The organism is Bacteroides sp., assembly GCF_028690125.1.
Lineage (GTDB): Bacteria > Bacteroidota > Bacteroidia > Bacteroidales > Bacteroidaceae > Bacteroides.
Genome location: NZ_JAQVBV010000021.1, coordinates 1 through 22350, shown reverse-complemented (window position 1 = coordinate 22350; position 22350 = coordinate 1). Strand labels below are relative to the sequence as shown.

Genomic DNA, 22350 nt, shown 5'->3' with positions numbered 1-22350 from the left:
ATAATTATGTCAAACATCCAACAATATATCGACGAAAATCTCACACCGGTCGGTGAAGATCGGTTCCAGACATGGCAGTTCAACCCAACAGGTCTGCTCACCGGAGATGGTTCTGCAGGATCCGGAAATTATCAGATCCAGGGAAACATCATAAAACTTAATCCGGGAGTAATCGGTAACGAAAACGTATTAGATATTCCAATCTATGCAAACTATAAAGATGAAAAAGCATATGGAAACGATTTCCAAAAATTCTTCAACGAAAGATCCAATGAATTTTATATCACTCCGTTTGGTATGGGATATGTTCTCCTCCACAGAGACCTGATTGCCCACGATTTTAACGAACTTGTATATAACGATTGGGGAGGAACAATTGATCCAAACCCTGAAATGTCGTTTCAAGGTGTAGCCGGGACAGCATTATCAACAAGAGCAATGCAGAATATCAGGTACACTACCACAGATGATGTAGTATCTCCGATTGCAGATAAAATAGCATCCCAAATCACAGAAACAACAGGGATTCATCCGGCATACACGAAATCGTTTATTAATATTATAACCCGGATGCTTTCATCAACAAACCCCGCAACCCTCCCCGGAGACGATATTAAATCTGCACATTACCATTGGGATAAAGCAGACGAATTCGTCATCCCGGAAAACAAAGAAGATCATCTTTCATTAATCGAGTTGCAAAAAGGATATCACGGTATTGCGGGATGGGTATCGGGAATCATTGGTGGAGCAAAAGGCGGAACACCGGAATTTATTTCGATGCTGCCCAGAACCCCCAAATGGATCGATTCAGCAAACAAAGTATCAGATACGTATGTAGGATCCGTAGGCACACTCCTACAAAAAGATACGTTACCTCAATTACCTCCGGAACTCAGAGATGTACCTATAATAAATCATATAGATCTCCCCAGAAAAGCAATTCATGGTGTGGACATGTTACAATTCACCGGGGAGTTTATATGGAACGTTATGGCACCAGGATTAGCATCTGCATTTGAAAGCAAAGAAGAAACAGCATGGTTAATCGGATCGATTCTGGGAGATATACCTATTACAAAAGCATGGAACGGATTTAAATTAGCAAGAGCTACAGCAAAAGCCACTTCAGCATTACGTAAAGCAAATATTGATCCTCACAATCTTAACAGAGGACTCGTTGCCGAAATTGCCGAAACCCACAACGTTCCCGCCACTCATATTGACACTATCCTCACGGACCCAAACACAATAATCGCATTTGAAGAACTCTATAAAAAATACAAAATCCCATTAACCGAAGCAAATGAAGAATCATATATTAAATTTGCATTAAATGAAGCAAACAATATAGAACACAGAATCGATCTCTATACTAACATCCCTGAAGCCCGAGGATACTATTCAATCACACAGGAACGCCAAATCGCACTTATGAACACTATTGAACTCGATCCAAAAAGAGCAGCAACGATCGAATCAACATTCAATAAACGCGAAACCCCATTCAAACACTATGAACAAACCACCTCTCCGACATCCCCAGATAAAATCAGTCTGACCTCAGACACAATAGATAATCACTATATCCAGTTTATCCAGGAATATAACGCTCTAATTGATCTAACAGATAATCAATTATATGCAGGTGCCAAAGGATCAGATGCAAGCAATCTTATCAGCTACAAAAAAACACTGGAAACAGAACTAAAAATCATCGATTACGAATACCGATCCGCACAACTTTTATATGTAGATTCAATCCACCTCACCGATCTCCCCACATTAAACGCCCATTTACGATCAGGCGAATTCACTTTGGTTAATGGAAACAAAGCCGCTTCATTAAATGATATCGAACGAATCATTATGTCAGGAGGCAACGAATTTGAAATAAATACGTATAGAGTTGCTATTGATGCAATCAACCAGAACAACCGCTACAAATTAGCTTCAAACACTCAAAAAGTTACTGCATTAATGGATGGCGATTATCTAACAGATGCACGAAACAAAGTACTTGCAAATCAGGCACATATCGATCCAACCATACCCTACGATGCAGCAAAACTTAAAACAACACTTACAACAGAACATACACGTTGGGATTCTCCAATATACACCGATCCGAAAAGTTATTTAGGAGACGAATTTAACCAACGCCCGATAAATATCCCCTTACCTGAAGATCTACGATACCCATCGGGTATAAACAGAATCGGTGTCCAGGAATATATCCCCACAAAAGCGGAATCCAGACAATCATTTTACAATCAATATAAAGATATTACTGATCTAAAAGATTTCGGCGATTGGTTAGATGTAGTTACAGAAGGAGGATCCAAACCCCTTCCAAAAGAGATCTTCGATCCGGTCCCTGGACACTTTGCATCACAACGAAAATATATCAGCAATATCGAATCATACGGAGATTTCTCATATAACGAATACCGGTTACTTACCGATCCCAATACTCCAACAACAACAAGACAAAATATCATCAATAAACGCAAAGTTATTCATCCTGAAATATATGAAGGAATATATCCTCTATCACCAGATCCGGTTGAACTCAGAATATTAATAGCAAAAGCATTTGATCCTCTGGAAACAGTCCCGACAAAATTAAGAGCATATGCAGCCCCGGAACACCCATCACGACTTACTCTGTATACTACAGAAGAATCGGCAAAAATATATAAAGAACTCAACGACGCATACCCTCGTAAAGAAAACCTTGGCGATCCGGCATTACCTCAAACCGGCAGCGACTCCGTAACACGATTCGATCTCCAGTTCCCAAAAACCGAACAACGATTCCCCAAAGTAATTGAAGATCAGATCGCACAGGCAATCCGTTATCAATCAGAACTCTACCCTCCCGCAAAACCAAGAGTACAATCCCTCGGAGAACTCCTCAATATCCTCTCAGACGAAGGTAAAAAACCATTACCGAAAGAGTTATTCGAACGATCTCCGGGATACGAAGCAGATATAGCCGGTCGTAAACGACTTGTCCAATTTACCGATGATATCGCCTATCTATTCCCGGAAGGTTTCGATTATACTCAATACAAAGGTATACAATTTAACGATATATCTTATCGCGATTATCTCCTTTTAACAGCAGATTCAAACGATCCGATCGTATTCCAAAGAATGATTAATCGCAAATTATCAGATCAACTTATCGATCAAACAGCCATCCCATCAAAAACACTTCCATTAGATCCGGAAATCGCACAATTATATGATATAAATTACCACAAACTCAGCGAACAACGAATCAACGAACTCAATAGTTATCTTTACCATCACGAAGTTGTTACAAACGCAATGGGTAAAACCTCAACATATGTCTTACAAACATCAAAACGACCAACACCACTAGACACACCCTATCGGGCAAACATCCTCTACCACGGACTCCACGACGCTACTTCAAAGAATCCAAACCACCTGTCAATGTATGGATTCGACCCAGAAGCCTACCGCTCCCTTATAAATGATTATAATTACCTTGACGCAGGTCTTACCCATCTAAAAAAGTTTCAGAGTTTAACAAACGATGAGCTATTCAAAATCTACGGCGTTACCAGAGACGAACTCGGATACTATGATCCCTATTACCACAAAAAAATCCTGGACGAACGCGAGTTCATTATAAACGAATATAACAATTATCAGTTCATGTCAGCAGACACGATTGGTTTACATGATTTTCCCGTTATCAAACGTGCATTAGATAAAGGAGATCCAAACAAAATTGCTGCAATGACTGATCTCGATCAACTAAAATTCTTAATTTATTCAGAAGGAAATACCTATGAAATAAGAGTATTCAACCGAGGACTCGAAGATATCCGGGCAGCAAACAAAAAGATCACCGACGATCAAATCCTGTTAAAACTCCAGGACGAAACATATACTCCATTTGGTCAACAACACACAAATCTGAAACAAGCTGCAAATTTCCCATTCATCCATAATACTATCAGGACATTTGATGATCTCCATAAACTCCTTGATCGAAACGCAGCCACTATTGATCAAACACAACTAATAAATTCACTTGATAGAACAGCTATTCATGCAGATATGACAATCCCTGTAATTAACAGGGATTCACTATTCTATACCAAAACACCAAATATCCCAACACCTGACGTAAAACCAGAACCAATCACGGTAAGTTCGTGGTTCAAATCAACATTCTATAAAGAACGAAACCATTGGTTGTTTGGGGAATACCGTCCGAAAATAGACGAATATAAGATCCAAAAAGCAGTATTCGAATTTGACGAATCGTATTTCACCTCAAAAATAGATATTCTAAACTCACCCGAATTCAAAGCATTATCCGAACATCAACAAGCAGTGATATCTGATCAATTTCGTCGCGAATTCTATTATGCGCGGGAAGTAGCATACCTCGCCACAACACATAAACGAGATATTTATAATACAGGTATTTATGATATTTACCATACCAACAACAACCTCCCATTCAACAGAGAATTCCAGCATCTGCATTTCGATCAAACAACCCGTCAATCACTGGTAGAATTCTCAAATGTTCTTGATTCATACAAACCGGTCCTTGACTCAATCAACCCTCAATCAAACACCGTAACAGAATCCAAATTCAGGTATCATCTGGCAAAAGCCGTCGATGAAGATCCAACATTAATCCATGATTTTGATCTTCGAAATCCAAACCAGATACTCAAATACAGTGATCCAGCACACGATTATATATCTATCCAATATATTGACGAAAAAAATATCCCCCAACGATACATCCTCAAACGAGAAGATGCAATCAGGATGGCAATACAAGCACACGAAGCTGAAATGAACTGGGCTTCATTAAGTGATCCCATCGCACTTACAGATACCGAAATCCCCCGATATGTAATGAGATATATCCTAAAAGATCATTCATCAAGCGCGAACGCATATGCTATCAATACTGCAAAAGAAGTATCAGCCCCACACCTTGATATGATCCTCAATAACTACGAGCGGTTTGTCGAACTGGAACAACTCAGTTATCTCGCGTCAAAATCAGATGACACTCTGGCAAACGCATTCATCCCAATGATCACTGATACTTCACAGACCCACTTATCGTTACTGGAAAAAGCTCATTTAAGAATCTCACGATGGATGGGATCTCGCGACGATCTTGGTGGAGATCTCATCACTTCACAAACCCAACTCAAAATGATAACAGTAGAAGAGATGCATCTTCGTAATACATTCAGGAATATCTTTAGTCCAGAAGAATTAAACTTATTTGACCATTATAATATCAAATATACCGATATCGAAACCATTGCCCGATCACAATCCAACAACCCATTACCTGAACATTATCGATCAGCATTACTCGGAGAGTTTCTTGCCGAACGAATGGGTGTTACCCCCCAGGATCGTGCATTATTCGAATCATTCTTTGCAGGAAAATCCAATCCCACATCAAAAATGTCAGTGTTCGGAGAACATTCTGCATCAGATCCAACATTTTATCAATATGTAATAGAAATCGGAAACCAGAACAAACACCGATTTGATCCAACTACAAACACAATGCAGTATACGCTTAGAGAACGATTCATCCAATGGATCCAACCAAAATATGATCAGATATTTAATGAATTCACAAAAACATATCCTGACATATTCCCACACGAACCAGACGCAATCCGATCAATTGTTCTTGAAGAATATCACGCAAGTGCAGCTATCCTGGAATCACACTATAAAGCAGGTACACTTTCAACAACAGACTATGTAAAAGCCATAAACGAACTCCGTAAATCCACTGATCTCAAATATAATTTTGATACCCCTCTGTTCCCCGACATTGCAAATACTCAATCAACCGGTATAATCACGCGGTTAAAAGAGATATCAAAACAACGCTACGAATACGCAACAAAATTCAAAGAACTCAGAACAAAATTCGATACAAACCAAATTACCGCCGACGATTTCGATTACCAATACAACAAATTATATCAGGAATACGTAGATCAAACATCAACATCAACCGTCCTGTATGCAATCAGTCCATATATCGCCGAAACATTATCGTATTGGACACCGTTTTCATCCACAAAAACAAGATATCCGGGTTACGGTACCTACATCACTTCAAAAATAACAAATTGGTTCTTTAACAAATATGCAAAAGCAGGAACATCCAGTGAAATCCTGAACCAAAACATCTATGCGCCTCAACATAGTATGAGTGGAACAGACTGGATTAACCGGGTTATAGGTACACTCCATACATACGAAATGGAAAACAGAGTGTTTGGAGGAAACTATATGGTTCATTTCGGATCAACAAAAGATCCAACAAAAACATTCCTGCGATCGAATATCCATTACCAACAATATATGCGATATATCGAAACCACCAATAAAGATAACATCAGGTTAATCTTCGATTCGTTTGGTAAAAACCCTGAACTATACGACGACTTTATAAAAAACGCAGCTCTAGATGATTATCTATGGACTCAAAAACATATTGTTACTGAACTTAACAAACACAACCTCCTAGTTACGGATGCAGACAGGGTTGCTCGAAACAACCAGATTGTTAAGATTTGGGGAGATGTCCCTCCCCCCATCGGAGACAACCATTGGTATTATACACTATCTAACAGAGATATCCTCAAACAAACATATGATCTAATGAAACGTCCGGGTGAAACCCGATCATTCGATACCCTGTTTGCCAAAATTGAATCTAAAACAACCATCCCTGACACAAGGTTACTCAATCGCCGGGAAGTCCTGGATATCCTGCATAACGAAGATGCAATCACCCCCATATTAACCAAACCAACAGATACACTCATTACCCAACACATACCATGGGATATTCAAATCGCCAGAATACGCGCATATATGGGCGAAATGTATCCCTTACAATCAGTTAACCGATTCACAACAGGGTTATTCATGGGAGGAGCAGGTACAGCAGCATACCTTGCATCATCCATGTTACTTGGAAACGCCATCTATTATATACTAGCTCAAAATTACAAAACGGTATTAAAACTATTCCCTGCAGCCATACGGTCCACTATGTTCTATGCACAATACAACAATTTCTTTGCAAACTGGAACACGGTTAGTTCGTTCTGGCAACGTGCTTCATCAGAAAAAATATTAGATCTTATGGGATATACAGCCGATGAAAACGGTGTTGTTCGAAAACCCGACGGATCTGTTATAACCGGATTAGATATTGCTGAAATTGAAACCCAAAAATTCGAAAATACCAGGTTAATGAACATAATGGCTCCGGCAGGAGAACTCAGATATGTTTCAACAGACAAACCGGTTGAAGGAATCTATATCTACAGGATGGGATCACAAAAATTCCAAAAAGATTCATCAGATCCCTATTCATATACTGCTGACGGCGAACTCATCAGTAAAGACGGAGATGTTCTTGATTTCAGTGGAACCACCATATACCTAGATATTAGATCAGCTCTGGAAAAAGATAACGGAGATCTCTATAAAATAATTTACGAAGGACCCATTTATGAGACTCAGGGACCTGCACCAGGAGAAATAAAAGCAGACATCTATTATTGGCAGTCGGACGGCACAATCACCTCATCAATACCGGATAAAATCTACAAAAACGTATCGGACGAATTCTATATCGGGCTTCCTGTAGGAGTTCCATTTGAAGCATACGTATCACGTGTTATAGATGGAGATACAATTGAGATCACCTATGGAATGAACCCTCCAATCGTCATCAGATTACTTGGAGTGGATACCCCTGAAACCGATGGATGGAGAAACAACCCCACACGATTTGGTGATCATGTCGATCAACAGACCCTGACACTCCACGGTAACTTTGCAAAGAAATTCGTCCAGGAGATCCTTGAAGGAAGAAACGCAACAATCCTCATCCCATCAGGATCATTCGGATACGATCGATACGGAAGAATTCTTGCATATGTTAATTACTCGACAACGTCCGGAGATTCCATAGATTTATCATATGCCCTGATTGCCAACGGACTCGGCAGAAAATCGCCATATACCGATCCTATGAACGATACCCTGTATTCAACTGCTGAACGTATTGCAAAAGGAATCGGATCACTGGATGATCCATTCACAACAGATCCGGAAAACCCCGGATTAGGTATCTGGTTCGATTACAAAAAGATCAAATCAAAAATCCAATCACAAACAAACCTCGTCCTGGATAAAATCCATTATGAAATAGATTTATCAGCCAGAGATTTCATGATCCACTGGTATAGTCAGGGAGTTACGAAATATGTGTGACATTAACTTTTATATTTATATGATACTATAACAACGAATGACTACAGTGGACCCATGGACACAACCCGTAGAAGGATGGACACATTTCGATTCATGGCGAGATAACCAGCTTGCATTAATAGATTGTGGGCATTTTGTAGCACAACACGAAGCTAACCTGAACAGTTGCACAAATTGTTACAATTTCAACCGTCAAATCATCAAAAAATTACCTCCAGGATCGCCAACAAACCCAACAACACCAACAACACCAACAACTCCATCAGGAGGATCAACAAACGGTGCAGGGAATGCTCTGACAAACAATATCACTATCGGAGGTAAAAACTTCCTTGCCGTTGAGATGGTAGATCTCGAAGGTAACTTCCTCGTCCCGGAACACCCTCTAGAAGATCAATACATTGTTCACGATCACATCTTTGAACTTCCTTCAGTATTCAAAATAACAATATCACTGGATCGTGAAAAAAATGAACACATTGCATTCCAGGAACTCCTTTCAGCAAAAAAACTTCATACAGTCATCACCCCATTCAAAGTCATTGATCAGATGGCAATCGGAACATTCAAACTTCAAATGTCCGATTCAGAGAATATCCTGTATGCTTCATTTTCCCTGACAGAGATTAGAAAAGCTACAGCAACATTCACTCAGGGAGCAGGCATCCAGGGCGACTGGACACCAACAGATACACAAAACCCTGCCAATACAGGAAGAGCACAGGAAACCCCATCCCCGGAAACGCCTCCCGAACAGGAATGCGATATATGGTGCACACTCGGTAATGCAGCAAATGTTGCAGTAAATATAATCCCGTTAGCTGCAACAGCTTTACTTAATCCTACAGCAGCAGTATTATTAGCAGGTCAAACAATCGGAACCGCAATAGGAAATGCATTTTTCCCAAAATGAGGAAATCATATGTCAATCACTAAAACAAAATTACCGTTTGATTCGAACCCTAAACATAAATACCATCAAATACAATCTATAATTCACAAAAATAAATTGTATAAAATAGAATACAAATGGAATCTGTTTACAGGATCATATACTGCCTGCATCAAAACCGCCGATAAACGAAAAACCATATTCAATTCTATGCTTATCACCGCATCAAAACACCATAAAGTCAAAGATCCTGATACTGGTGAACCGTTATTCCTAATCTATGTAACAAACACGAACCTCGCTAACCTAACCGGTTTTATATTCGCTGACATCTCCACTACATGAACGCAGAACCTCGTAACATCCTTGCAATAACTCCTGCCACCATCTTCAGGACATCAAAACTCGTCCGGGATCAGATGATATATACTTTGTTCCTGAAAGAAGAAGCAGCAAACACGCTCTATTTTACGGTTCGTGCAGCAGCATATGCAGGACAAAACATGGAAGGGAAAAAATATGCGGGTAAACTTGCGAACTCGTTCATCGATACCCTAAAAGATTATGTTATGATGACCAGTTTTCCCGGAAATATCCCATTAGAATACCAATCACACAAACCAGAAGACGATCTCCCCGAAGGAATATCAGCAATACAATTTATCAAAGCAATCGAAACCTACACAAAAACAACAATGGCAACATCAATCCTCTATACCCTCACGTATGCAGGCACAATTGCATTCAATATATATTTCCGGGGTTGCCTCGATTTCATGTTAGTCTACTCAATCCCCTATATCGAAAAAAATACTCCTTATAACCCCTTATTAAATGATGATCATATAGATTGCTATGTCGAACCCCCCATTCCGGGGTCCGGCATACCTTATGGAGATCTCGTTAATATCACAGAATACCGAAGACCAATCCCACAAACAAAAACCCGGTTCTCCCATTCATTACAACTTCAATGGAATTACGCTTCATTCTATATGTTTATCTGCGAAGAAGGATTCCAATGTTTACAATACGCGATACGATATCTCCTCGTATATAACACAGAATACGGTTCTGAAGAATACCTTCGTGGCGCTCATCTCGCAGGAAGACTCGCAAACTGGTGGATGGACGACCTAATCGGTCTGATAAAATTCACAAACAGCCCTGTATTTGCCGCAATTACCCGAGGAGTCAGCTACATCGGATTCAATTCATATTTCAGAACAATGTTCGTCTACTTATCATGGGTAAAAAATTACTATATCCACGAGGGGTATACTCTCCAGGAAAACGAATACTGGAGTTTTGAAACCGGATCACCTGTCCTAAAAACATTCAATCCCTCGGAACTCAATCTGACCACGGATTCCATTCTGAACCCGTTAACCCAAAAATTCACAAAACTGACATTCTCATGACATACGGATTAACCAAACTATCTGCAGAAAACCTGATTACCATATTCGGTATGTATCGTAATCAGGCAATCTTTGCGTTATTCCTTTTGGAAGAAGCATACCAGTGTTTAAACATCATCACAAACCTCTGTTTCATGAGGAAAGAGTTCCAAAAATCATACCAGTTAGCAACATACGGTATTTCAGATTGTGTTAATCTGGCAAACCTCTGTAAAAATCCATTAGTATCAGCTCTGATATATCCGACAAACCTCGGATACCTATCATTCTTCCGAGCAGAAATCATCGCGTTTGTCGAGATCAGGAACCGAATCTTAGTAAGCGGTGTAGGTGATTTCACAATGATAATCAATGGTGTTCCTCTCATTACTGCCAATGATAACGATTATTTAATGCAGGATGATATCATGAACCGGTTCATGTACGAACGTGATAACGGCACATTTGAACGACGTTTATTCAGTGATATGGGTGTATTTACTTCAGGCGAAGGATGGGGTGACCACGAATACTGGAAAAACAAAATAGATGAAGAATGGCACAACGATAATCTAGATCAAACATAATTACCGATCCACATGAAACCACCTGTAGCAAATGCATTTACAGCCCATATATCACCTGTCCCAATGGCATGGAAATTCTTCTCATCAAAGTATGTAATCCCCGTCCTCTCAGCATTTACTACAATCCAGATGAACCGGTATATGGAAACAGCAAACCTGTTTGCTCTCCTTCGTCACCTTATAGGAGGTAACGGATTATCTATCGTTATCTCCCTCGATGCTAACGATTATTACCAACTGGATAAACAAATCAGGTTCCAGGTAGGATTACTCATACTATATGCAGAAGTATTATCTATCCCGGCAATTGCCTGTCTCTATAGACACGAAATAGAACGAGACGTAGATCTCAAAATGTTTTTCAATAATGTTATCGGAGATCGATACATAAAAACAAAAACATATTATGATGAAAATTATGCACGTAAAGAGAACGAACTCCCTCACGTCCCTCTCACTGATAACGACCCGCAATCCCTCCCCTACATTATTTTAGAGGGAATATTCAAAGAAGGTACAAATTTCGTTACGAATATAGTTGATACAATTGATCAGTTATTCAAAGATCTCATGGGAATTGTAACGATTACTCTGATATCGGGAGCAATAACATCAATATTCTCAAACGATTTCATACCAATCCAATCAAACAACTCATCAAGTCTCCAATCCTCAATGGCAAACAGAAGAGAAGGATCTCATAAAGTATCTCCGGAAGTTTTGTTAGGATATGCAAACTGGAAACAGATCTTAAACACTTCATTATATGCGTCACTTATCGGAGAAACACTATTTAAAATGTATGCGGATCTAAAACTCAGTCCACTTGCATGGAAAACCTTAAACCCGTTCTCTGATGTGTATTGGACATACCTCAAACTCAATATCATATTCGCAATGAGGTTACGGGACTGGGTAAAACCAACACCGGGACATGGTAATTTCCTGTTTCAATCAGGAGGATACCTCAACCCGATATTCACAACCGGAGAATATCCTACTCCGATCTCTGTCACCAAATACATGAATGATCCTTCAGTATCACCTCATTACACCAAAAAAGATAAAGAACCGGTATACCCGTCAATCGCATTCAACGACATCTCAACACATTTCGAATATAAAAAAGATACTATTCCTACATCCGATACCAACCATCTCTACGACGGTAAAAAAGATTCAAGTTTAGCCGAGAGAGGTATCTTCATCCCGGCAGCCAGTGTAGATAACCCTCAAAACCCCAATGTCGATGTCGATATCCGGGAAAAATCTCTGGCAACATCAGTGTTCACACTACCCTGCTGTAAATTTGTCACTTCAGGAGAATCAGGATGTATCCAAGCAATGTGTGCAACCCCTAACAACCAACCACCTGCAGAAATCCTTGAATTTCTCGGACTTGATCCCGAACTGGCAAAGAAACGGGCAGAATCCTCCAGGGATACAACTACACATCCATTACTCAGAAACAAAGAAGATAGAATAAGGTCGGGATTATACGTGTTTAATGATATCATTGCTCAAGACTCCCATGTAGCTGCAGGTGAAACTTCAATCACCGACATATGGGGTAGAATCGCCGAAGTATATATCACTCAGGATACGCTTGAAGAAGCACTTGAAGGCACACCTCCTTCAAATGTTGATATCGCTGTATTTTCACTTGCTACAGATCATTCAATCGAATTCAAAATATCTTCATCAAACGAACAATCTGCAGATACTGCCGTAGTAACCTTATATAATATAAACCCTTCAACAAAAACGAAGATCCTCGCAGAAAAATCAAGGATACTGGTTAAAGCAGGATACGAACAGGATTTTAGCACTATCTTTGAAGGATTTGTCACGGATATCTATGATACCAGAATTGGCGCAGATACCGCAACAACGATAATCGCATTCAACGATATGCTCAAACTTCAACGAGCTCCAGCCGAGATCATGCCCATTGCAGTAAACGAACCTTACGATCAGGTTATTGCCAAACTCCTTGGGCAGGTAGGTATCCCGGTAGGCGTCATCTGCCCGGAAATATTATTTAAATTCGGGTTCGCCACAATTTTATATGGTAACCCTTACATGAACCTCCAAAAAATGGCACATATGTCCAGTGCATCAAGCGGAATCAAAGCAAAAGACTGGTATACCGACCCCGAATCATACACATTCTATATCCAGGACAATATCGGATACTTTGTAAAACGAAAATACATATCACCAACCGTTGTTACAGTCGGTACAGGTAAAGGAAAACACGGCGGGTTGCTTACTGCATCAAAAACCGATGATCCAACCGGTATGGCTCAAGCAGAAATAAAATGTATCTTAAACCACAGAATAAAACCCGATGTCCAGATAGATCTCCATTCTATCACCCTCGGGAACAAAAACCTCAAATGTTATGAAGTTTCGCATATCTGTTCAAAACAACAATTTGTATCAATTGCCAAACTAGGAGAATTCTAAGTATGTCACCCACTCCAAAAGATTTTGTATCAAACATGTTATATTCAATGGATGAACGAATATCCAGAGTCAATACTGCATCAATAGGGATACTGACACTTGTTGATCTCGATAAAATGATCTGTAATGTAACATTAAAACACGAACCGACCAGTCAACCAATCACACTTCTGGACATCCCGTTTGCATACCAGAACTATCACGGATCCGCAATAATCATTGCCCCCAAAATCGGGGATACCGTATTAGTTTTATATACCCGAAACAACGCCCGTCAAATGCTTGAAACGCGGGACATCCCTGATACAGATGAACGAAATCTCTTCGATCTAAATAATGCAATTGTGATTGCAGGTCTTTACACCGATGAAGATGTAAAAGATACCCTCATCCCCCCTATTAAAGATCAGGAAATCCTGATTCATCATAAAACAGGATCAGAAATTAGAATCACCGAAGAAGGATATATCCGAGCCACCTATAAAGATAAAATCGCACGAATTGAAATAAACGAACTCGGATCAATCAATATCCTGTCACCGACCTCAATCATGATGACCGCACCACTTGTTATCATCAACGGTATGATTATGATGGTTAATTCAGCATCAGTAGATTTCAATCAGGTATTATAATGGGTCAGACCGTAATTGTCGTTGGTGATCTCTATAACCAACTCCCCTCAATAATACATATATGGGGATCCAGTGCACCATTTCCTGTAGGAGGATGCAAACCAACCATTCCTTACTCGTTACAGGGTTTCGTCAGAATAAACGGAAAACCCATTGTAACCATCGGAGTAACCCGAATATCCTATTGTCCTCCATGTCCAATGACAACATCACAATGTTCCAGGATTTTCAGAACCAACAAAATCCCTATCTGCCGACAGGGAGATCGATCAACAGGTCCACATCCATTTGGCGGATTAATCCCGGTAAATCAGTTTTTTGTACGATCAGACTGACATACCATTTTTAAGGAAAAAAAGAATTATAATTATAATGCCTGTTGAATCCGCATATAAAATCAATCACCGTGGAGATCTCGATCTTACTCGTGCACTCAACGGATTCAATATGAATATGACGGTAGAGCAGGATAAACTTCAGCAAGACGTCTGGATCATCCTAAAAACCATAAAAGGATCATACCCTTTAAACCCCGATTTTGGAGTGGATTACAAATTTATTATGAATTCCGGATACCAACCCCAGATCATCCGATCATGTATGCAGAATGCACTTGATATCCATCCAGCAAAACTAAAAATAACTGAATTCAACACATCTCCCCCTTCCGCAGACAGACGGTTACATGTCTGGTTAAAACTCAAAACAAAGAACAGTGACGAGATCACCATTACTACAGAACTACCCTCATTATGACAAGTGCCGGTATAACTCCGAAAGGTTTCATAAAAAAGACCTACCCCGAAATCCTGCAGGATTATAAAACGACTGCTGAATCAATTTATGGATTCCCCATTGATATCGCAGAATATACACCACAAGGACAACTCATCCAGGTATTCGCATACCAAAACGCCCTGATGTGGGATCTCCTCGAATCTGTATATTATGCGGGATATATCGGCACTTCTTCAGGAGATTCATTAGAATATCTGGTTGCGCTCATTGGAAACCAACGACGACCTGCTATGAGATCACGAGGAACAGCCACTTTCTTCGGAAATCCCAACATAGCGGTACCAAAACACACCAAAATCCACGACGAATACAATTTAATAGAATTCACAACCGATCATGCAATCACTATACCTTCATCAGGAGAAATAAATGTCCCGATAACCTCAACAAAATACGGATATGATCAAAACATTTCAGCAGGTATTCTAACAAAAACGTTCCCTTCATCTGCAGACTTTGCAGTCTATAACTTTAATCCTACAACCGGAGGAAGAGATCTCGAAACCGATATCCAGCTCCGTGAACGATCACTGGTCGGAACAACACATACCGCATATGCAACACCAGGATCAATTCTTGCAAACATACGTGCCGATCCGGGAGTAGAGTATGCAGATATTGAAGAAGATATCCCCAATAATAAATTCACAATCCATTATACCGGAACAACCACTGAAGATAAAATCCAGACCCTTATCGCAGAACGAAAATCTGCAGGTATAGAATACACTATATCCCAACTCATTGATGCAATCGTCACAATTCAGGGTGCAATAAAACTAATGGATCAGGTTGATGAACTCCAGACAATTGAAGATATAAAAACAGAAATTGCAAATTATATTGAACCTCTAAAACGAGGCGAAACCCTATCCTGGTCAGGACTCTACCGCCACCTGTCAAAAACAGTTAATGGGTTACGAGATGTCGAATCATTAATAATCAACTCATCAGAACACGAAACAGCAATTACAGAGTTTGGACAGGAACTCGAAATCGTAGCGGGAATAAAATTCAAACATGGCACCTCAATACTCTGGATCGATTCAAAAACTGAAGATGTCACAGTAACCGTTATTGCAACATCCGATACACTTTCCGATATCGAACTGGACGACCTCTTACAGACCCTGATAGAATCCATCATCACAAACCATCCATTAAACGAACCCTTATCATGGACAGATTTCATCGATACTCTTACGGACCATGAAGATATCAGTTCTGTAAACTATCTGAAACTCCAATCCACAACAGAATATGCAGATCATCCAGGTACATCCGTCCCATCCCAACAAAGCTACAAATTTTTACCAGGCACCATAACCACAGATACAGCAACCATCGTCCCGGTATCAGTCACCATGAAGATCCTGATCAACGATACGTTGATCCTCCCCTCATTACCAAACGCAGGAAATCCATTAATCAACCATTTCTGGACACTCGAAAAGAATGAACCATTTGCATACACTGATCTCCAGCTTTTACTCCCACTCATAGAAACCTCGGATCCAAAAATAAATTCATTATATTCGATCTCTCTCACAGGAAACAGTGTCACCATCACCCCTGCAGCAGGAACAATCCCCTGTGATACTGATGAACTATTAAAAATTACTGAACCAATAACGATCTATACCGGATTCAAAACAGATGTAACAATAACAACTGCAATCAAACGCACAAACTCATCAGTAAACATAACCACTCTTGCACAGACCGTTACAGAAACTATCCAAAACCACTTCAAAACAAAATCACCCGGAGACACACTCACCTATAACGAGATAATCAATATTCTCACTCCTCTATCAGGAGTAAGTCAAATATTATCACTCACGATCCATACAAACACATCACCATATGGAATCACCGAACCCGGATCATCACTTATCATCCAACCAACCCATTTCGCAGTCCCAACCCAGATCATCCGATCAATCCATGATACCCTCCAGGTATCTGTTGTAGTAGAAGCAACAAAAACCAGCTCATCCATATTAGATGAACAGATCGATACATTACTAACATCAAGAATAACAGGATACCTCCAGTCACTAAATTCACCGTCAACACCTCCTCTCACATGGACAGGTATGAAAACAACATTACTCCACGACACCGAACTCATCAGTGATATACCTTCACTCACGATCACTGCCGGAGATTCCACACTCACCGGATCAACTCATTCAAAAACATTATCATCAATCGATTATGTAATCCCTGGAACCTATACAATCACAACAACCCCAACAGTGTAACGGAGCCGGTATGACAAATCCAAATGCTATCCAGAACACACAGGAGATGATTACCTCATCCCTGAAAAAATATTTCTCATCAGCACTCCACGTTGAAGAAGGATCATCGTTTTCTCATACAATCGACTGGATAGCCAGAGAACACGCAATCCTGACCCTGACACTAGAAGATATCTTCTTCTCAAAATATCTCGATTTCGCCGAACATGTATCACTAGATAATATCGGATTGTTAGTATCATGTAAACGTCGAGGATACGAACCCGATTCTTTATACCGTCAACGTATCAGACTTACAATCAAAGCAAAAACATCAGATTCAACAAAACGATCAATCCTAGAACTTCTGGATACTGCCACAGAAATTCACCCTGAAGAAAAAGCATTTGATCTCATCGAACAACCCTATCTCGGTCCGGAACATCCAAACGCAGCATTCGCGGTATCGATCGACAAATCTATTCCGGCAACCCTCAATTTATCTGCACTTACCGAATACATCAATATCGCAAAAGCAGCAGGCGTTGCTTTTGAAGGCTGGTATTTCCAGTATTATACAGATCCAATTCAGGTATCCACGCACCTGAACATATCTCCGATATCTCTTCAGACAATTGAAACCCTGAATATATCAGGTATTTCAATACCCTATCTTCAGATAAAAACAATCTTACCTCCCCCACTACAATATATTCCGTCATACTACAACCAGGAAGAATACGATAATATCCTCTTCCCGGCACTCATCCCAAAACCGGACGCACTTGCATTATGGGTAACTTCAGATGACACAAAAATATATGGAGCGTTCCCGGACACAGATCTCTTTGCAAAAGGATATTCGTATGCCTACCACCATTCACATATCCCTCTTGGAATCCCGGATCCCTCTTCTCCATTCAATGTTGGAGGATACGATACAGACACATATCCCGGATACCTCTACTTAAAAGAAGTATCCTTTTCCGGGACCTCAATACCATACATGATGATCTGGGGATTCTCGCCAAAACTCTCAGACGATATATCCGGATTTGGTATGTCAGGATACTCAGAAAATGTGTATTCAACATTTGCCCAGAAACACTCATCAATCAATCTCGGAATAGAACCAACCCAGATCGATTACGCTCCGGTATCAACAACCACAATCCAACCAACAACCCCGGCACTAACTTCATATGCATACCACCATTCGCATATCCCCGGTCATATTAGTATTGAAGCAACCCCGTATAACTTTGAAGGATACAACTTAGATGAATATCCGGGTTACCTCAACTTAATCGAACCCAGATTCACTGCTACACACGATTCGCTGATCCTCACCTATGCATATTCCCCCAAAACCGAAGATGAAATATCCGGGTTCGGAATGTCAGGATACTCAGAAAACGTGTATTCCACACTTGCCCAAAAATACGCATCAATCAATCTCAATTCAGAAGATGCAGTATACATACCCTACATAAAATCAAACCAGAACACCTTCGTTTCAGTTATCGAACTCCCGGAAACCTATATCATCCATCCATCAACACAAACCATAATCGATTCAGTAGAAACCTCATTCGCCCACACCCAATCAAAAACCACAAACTATTCGGATCATGCATCTCCATTCAACAGTATAGGATTCAGCGAACCCAATTACTCAACAAAAGCAATACTCCATGCTCCAATCAACATCACTGTCAGTTCAGAAATAATCACATACTCCTGACATTATTTTATATATAAATTAAATCATACAATACTCAATGACCATATCAAACTCTTCGATCAATGTTTCCTTTGATGTCGAAATCATCCCTTTTAAGAAAGAACCTGATACCGAAGATATAAAACCCCAGAACCAACCCGATGGTGATGAATAATGGGATTAGGCAAAATCATTCCAAATACCGGACTCTACCAACTTGGATGTCTTCACGCATTCAACGCATCGTCTGCTGAAACCTACAAACTCAAAGATTCGGATGGAGCAAACGTTACTGCACCCTCTCCGTTCATCTGGGTAGCTTTATCAACAGGAACAACCACTCCGGACGCCGACGATACCGAACCGGATACCGAAATTAATAACGGAGTATACGCTCGAAAAGAAGCCAAAGCCAAAATTATTGAACAGGATACCGGTAACAATTATTCCGTTTATGTTGAATATGAAGCCACCTTTGATCCCGGCGACATTGTGGATACCGGCACCCTGGAAGTCAACGGAATTGCATTAATGGATTCTGATACTACAGGCAACCCTTACTTCATTGAAGTCAGAAACCCGATTCTGTTTGATCCCACACTCGGCGCAATCATCCGGATCAGATGCACATTTGCCCGAGGCATCGTTAAGGAGTGATACATTTTATGACAGAAACCACATACACCACAAACCTCGCCCTAACAAAACCCCATACGGGTAAACTCAATTGGGGTGATGATCTCAATACCAATTTTGATACCCTTGATACAGCAGTCGGGACCGGTCGAGGAATTGCAGACGGGATCGCGTCACTTGATAGTGAAGGTAAAATTTCAGTTAACCAGCTCATCACCGATATCGCATTAGGGATCCCCACCCTGGACGAAAACGGTATTTTAAACCCTGCACAACTCCCTCCACTTGCAATCACAGAAACGTTCACTGCAGATACCGAAATCGCAATGCTCGCACTCGAAACCGATATCGGAGATGTCGTCATCCGAACAGATGAAAATAAAACATATATCCGATACCAGGTAGTTGCGGAAGATATGACCGATTTCAAACAAATTATCGCAAACGATCTGGTCATCACCCATACAAACAACACCACATTCGCATCAGGTACCGGAGGTATCCACGGACTCAGAATCACAAATGGCACAATAGAATATAATGGCGGTGCCGGATGGACAACCCATTCTCATAACGCATCCGCAATAACCGCAGGCACTATTGCTCCCGCCAGACTCCCAATCACCGTTTCTACTGAAGAACCGACCGGCGGAGTTGCCGGAGATATCTGGATGATATACGAGGTATAACCGTATGTCTGATGCACTGAAAGTCAAGATCGGTGAAACATGGACAACTATCGCAGATGTCCGGGCAAACGTAGGAGGTGTCTGGAAAGAAGTTACTGCAATATACTCGAATGTCGGTGGCGTTTGGAAAGAGATCGCGTTTAAACTGGATATTGGAACAATCATCACTCCCGATGCATCAGCGAGTCAAATATCTTCGATGATGAACGAAGCTGCCGACGGAACCACGTTCTATTTCGCAGAAGGAACCTATTCACTCAACGCACCCATACAAATCACACGTAGCAACATCTGTTTATCCGGCACACCCGGACTCACCGTATTATCATGTGATTTCGTAACTTCGACTTCCGGTGTCATTGATATCCGGGGTGTTAGCGGAACGGTTGTTGAGAATATCTGTATCCATGGACTCACAATCAACGGAAACCGGTTAACCAGCAAACAGGGTATCGGTATCAACTGTGATTATGTGGGTTCGACAACCACGACCAGAGGAACAAGCGGTATCAACAAAATGGGGATCAGTATATCCCAATGTGTGATTGAACAGAACAGTTCGTATGGTATATACCTCCAGAACAGCGCAAACTGTTCAGTTGATACCACCACCGTCCAAAACAACAACAGTATCGGCATACACCTCAATTCATCCAGCAACAACAACACGGTCACCGGCAACACCTGCCAGAACAACGCCAGTCACGGCATATACCTCAATTCATCCAGCAACAACACGGTCACCGGCAACACCCTCCAGAACAACACCAGTCACGGCATATCCCTAAATTCATCCAACAACAACACGGTCACCGGCAACACCTGCCAGAACAACGCCAGTTCAGGCATATACCTCAATTCATCCAGCAACAACACGATCACCGGCAACACCATCCAAAACAACAACGGTAATGGCATATCCCTAAATTCATCCAACAACAACACGGTCACCGGCAACACCGTCCAGAACAACAACAATTACGGCATACGCCTCGAATCATCCAGCAACAACAACACGATCACCGGCAACACCTGCCAGAACAACGCCGGTAAAGGCATATACCTCTATTCATCCAACAACAACACGGTCACCGGCAACATTATAAAAGACAACAATAGCACAGCAGGTATCTACCTTGCTTCCTATTGCAACTACAACGTCATATGTTCAAACCAACATACCGGGACATTATCTAATTCCGGCACAGGCAACAAAGTGTATAACAACAAACTCATCGCATAATGGAGGTCATATATCACATGATTATCGTTAAACAATCCGGCACACCCGTTACCGGAAAAGTCTATATCGGGAACACCCATACCGCAATCCAGAACGCGATAAATTACGCGAACAGTCAAAGTGGTGGAGTAGTGTTCATCGAGAAAGGCGTGTATACTATCTCAACACCGTTAGAAATGTATTCAGATATCGAACTCTGCGGTGAAGGTATCCATACCGTACTAAAATCAGCAGTCGCCGCATCCGGCACAAACGCGGTCATCCGATGTGTTGGAACCAGTTCAGTAAAAAAGAAGAATATGTATATACACGATCTTCTGATTGGAAACAATACCGATACCGCCGTTGGATATTATGGGATTTATTGTCAACATGTCGGGTTAGCACAAACCACCGGATTGACATCGGAAACATACAGCCGATACAATTCGGCTACAGTAGGCGTTACCGGAGAGAATATCATTGGAGTAACAATCGAGAATTGTGTTATTCAATATAACAACAATATAAGTATACGCCTTGATCCATCTAACCACAACAACACGATCACCGGCAACACCATCCAAAACAACAACGGTAATGGCATATCCCTAGATTCATCCAACAACAACACGATCACCGGCAACACCGTCCAGAACAACAACAATTACGGCATACGCCTCGAATCATCCAGCAACAACAACACGATCACCGGC

14 protein-coding genes are annotated in these 22350 nt (G+C 40.8%); all 14 read left to right on the top strand.

Annotated elements, in window-relative coordinates; all coding sequences use genetic code 11:
• Window positions 1-6 precede the first annotated feature (6 nt).
• A complete protein-coding gene (locus PHO71_RS14200) occupies window positions 7-8337 on the top strand; it encodes a thermonuclease family protein (protein WP_300204507.1) in 8331 nt (2776 codons plus the stop codon).
• A 37-nt stretch (window positions 8338-8374) separates the two neighbouring features.
• Window positions 8375-9250 (top strand): phage baseplate protein, encoded by an 876-nt coding sequence (locus PHO71_RS14195; protein WP_300204504.1) that lies wholly within the window; start codon window positions 8375-8377, stop codon window positions 9248-9250.
• Between the two features lie 96 nt (window positions 9251-9346).
• On the top strand, window positions 9347-9574 hold the full coding sequence (locus tag PHO71_RS14190) for a hypothetical protein (RefSeq protein WP_300204501.1): 228 nt from the start codon (window positions 9347-9349) through the stop codon (window positions 9572-9574).
• A complete protein-coding gene (locus PHO71_RS14185; protein ID WP_300204499.1) occupies window positions 9571-10650 on the top strand; it encodes a hypothetical protein in 1080 nt (359 codons plus the stop codon). Before PHO71_RS14190 ends, PHO71_RS14185 begins: the two co-directional genes overlap by 4 nt.
• Window positions 10647-11216, top strand: a complete 570-nt coding sequence (locus tag PHO71_RS14180; protein ID WP_300204496.1) for a hypothetical protein — start codon at window positions 10647-10649, stop codon at window positions 11214-11216. The genes PHO71_RS14185 and PHO71_RS14180 overlap by 4 nt, the downstream gene beginning before the upstream one ends.
• A 12-nt stretch (window positions 11217-11228) precedes the next feature.
• The gene (locus PHO71_RS14175; RefSeq protein WP_300204494.1) at window positions 11229-13685 is read left to right on the top strand and encodes a hypothetical protein; all 2457 of its coding nucleotides are present in this window, start codon (window positions 11229-11231) and stop codon (window positions 13683-13685) included.
• Window positions 13686-13732: 47 nt separating this feature from the next.
• On the top strand, window positions 13733-14320 hold the full coding sequence (locus PHO71_RS14170) for a hypothetical protein (protein WP_300204492.1): 588 nt from the start codon (window positions 13733-13735) through the stop codon (window positions 14318-14320).
• Window positions 14321-14692: 372 nt separating this feature from the next.
• Entirely contained in the window at window positions 14693-15076 is a 384-nt protein-coding gene (locus PHO71_RS14165; RefSeq protein WP_300204489.1) for a hypothetical protein, read from the top strand.
• Window positions 15073-17385 carry a baseplate J/gp47 family protein gene (locus tag PHO71_RS14160; protein WP_300204487.1) on the top strand — a complete coding sequence of 771 codons (2313 nt, stop codon included), beginning with the start codon at window positions 15073-15075 and terminating at the stop codon, window positions 17383-17385. Before PHO71_RS14165 ends, PHO71_RS14160 begins: the two co-directional genes overlap by 4 nt.
• Window positions 17386-17395: 10 nt before the next feature.
• Window positions 17396-19108, top strand: coding sequence for a hypothetical protein (locus PHO71_RS14155; RefSeq protein ID WP_300204485.1), 1713 nt, complete (start codon window positions 17396-17398; stop codon window positions 19106-19108).
• Window positions 19109-19261: 153 nt separating this feature from the next.
• Entirely contained in the window at window positions 19262-19744 is a 483-nt protein-coding gene (locus PHO71_RS14150; RefSeq protein WP_300204482.1) for a hypothetical protein, read from the top strand.
• Window positions 19745-19752: 8 nt separating this feature from the next.
• A complete protein-coding gene (locus PHO71_RS14145) occupies window positions 19753-20412 on the top strand; it encodes a hypothetical protein (protein WP_300204480.1) in 660 nt (219 codons plus the stop codon).
• Window positions 20413-20416: 4 nt separating this feature from the next.
• A complete protein-coding gene (locus PHO71_RS14140) occupies window positions 20417-21655 on the top strand; it encodes a right-handed parallel beta-helix repeat-containing protein (RefSeq protein WP_300204477.1) in 1239 nt (412 codons plus the stop codon).
• A 17-nt stretch (window positions 21656-21672) separates the two neighbouring features.
• A partial coding sequence (locus PHO71_RS14135; RefSeq protein ID WP_300204474.1) for a glycosyl hydrolase family 28-related protein occupies window positions 21673-22350 on the top strand: 678 nt, incomplete at its 3' end.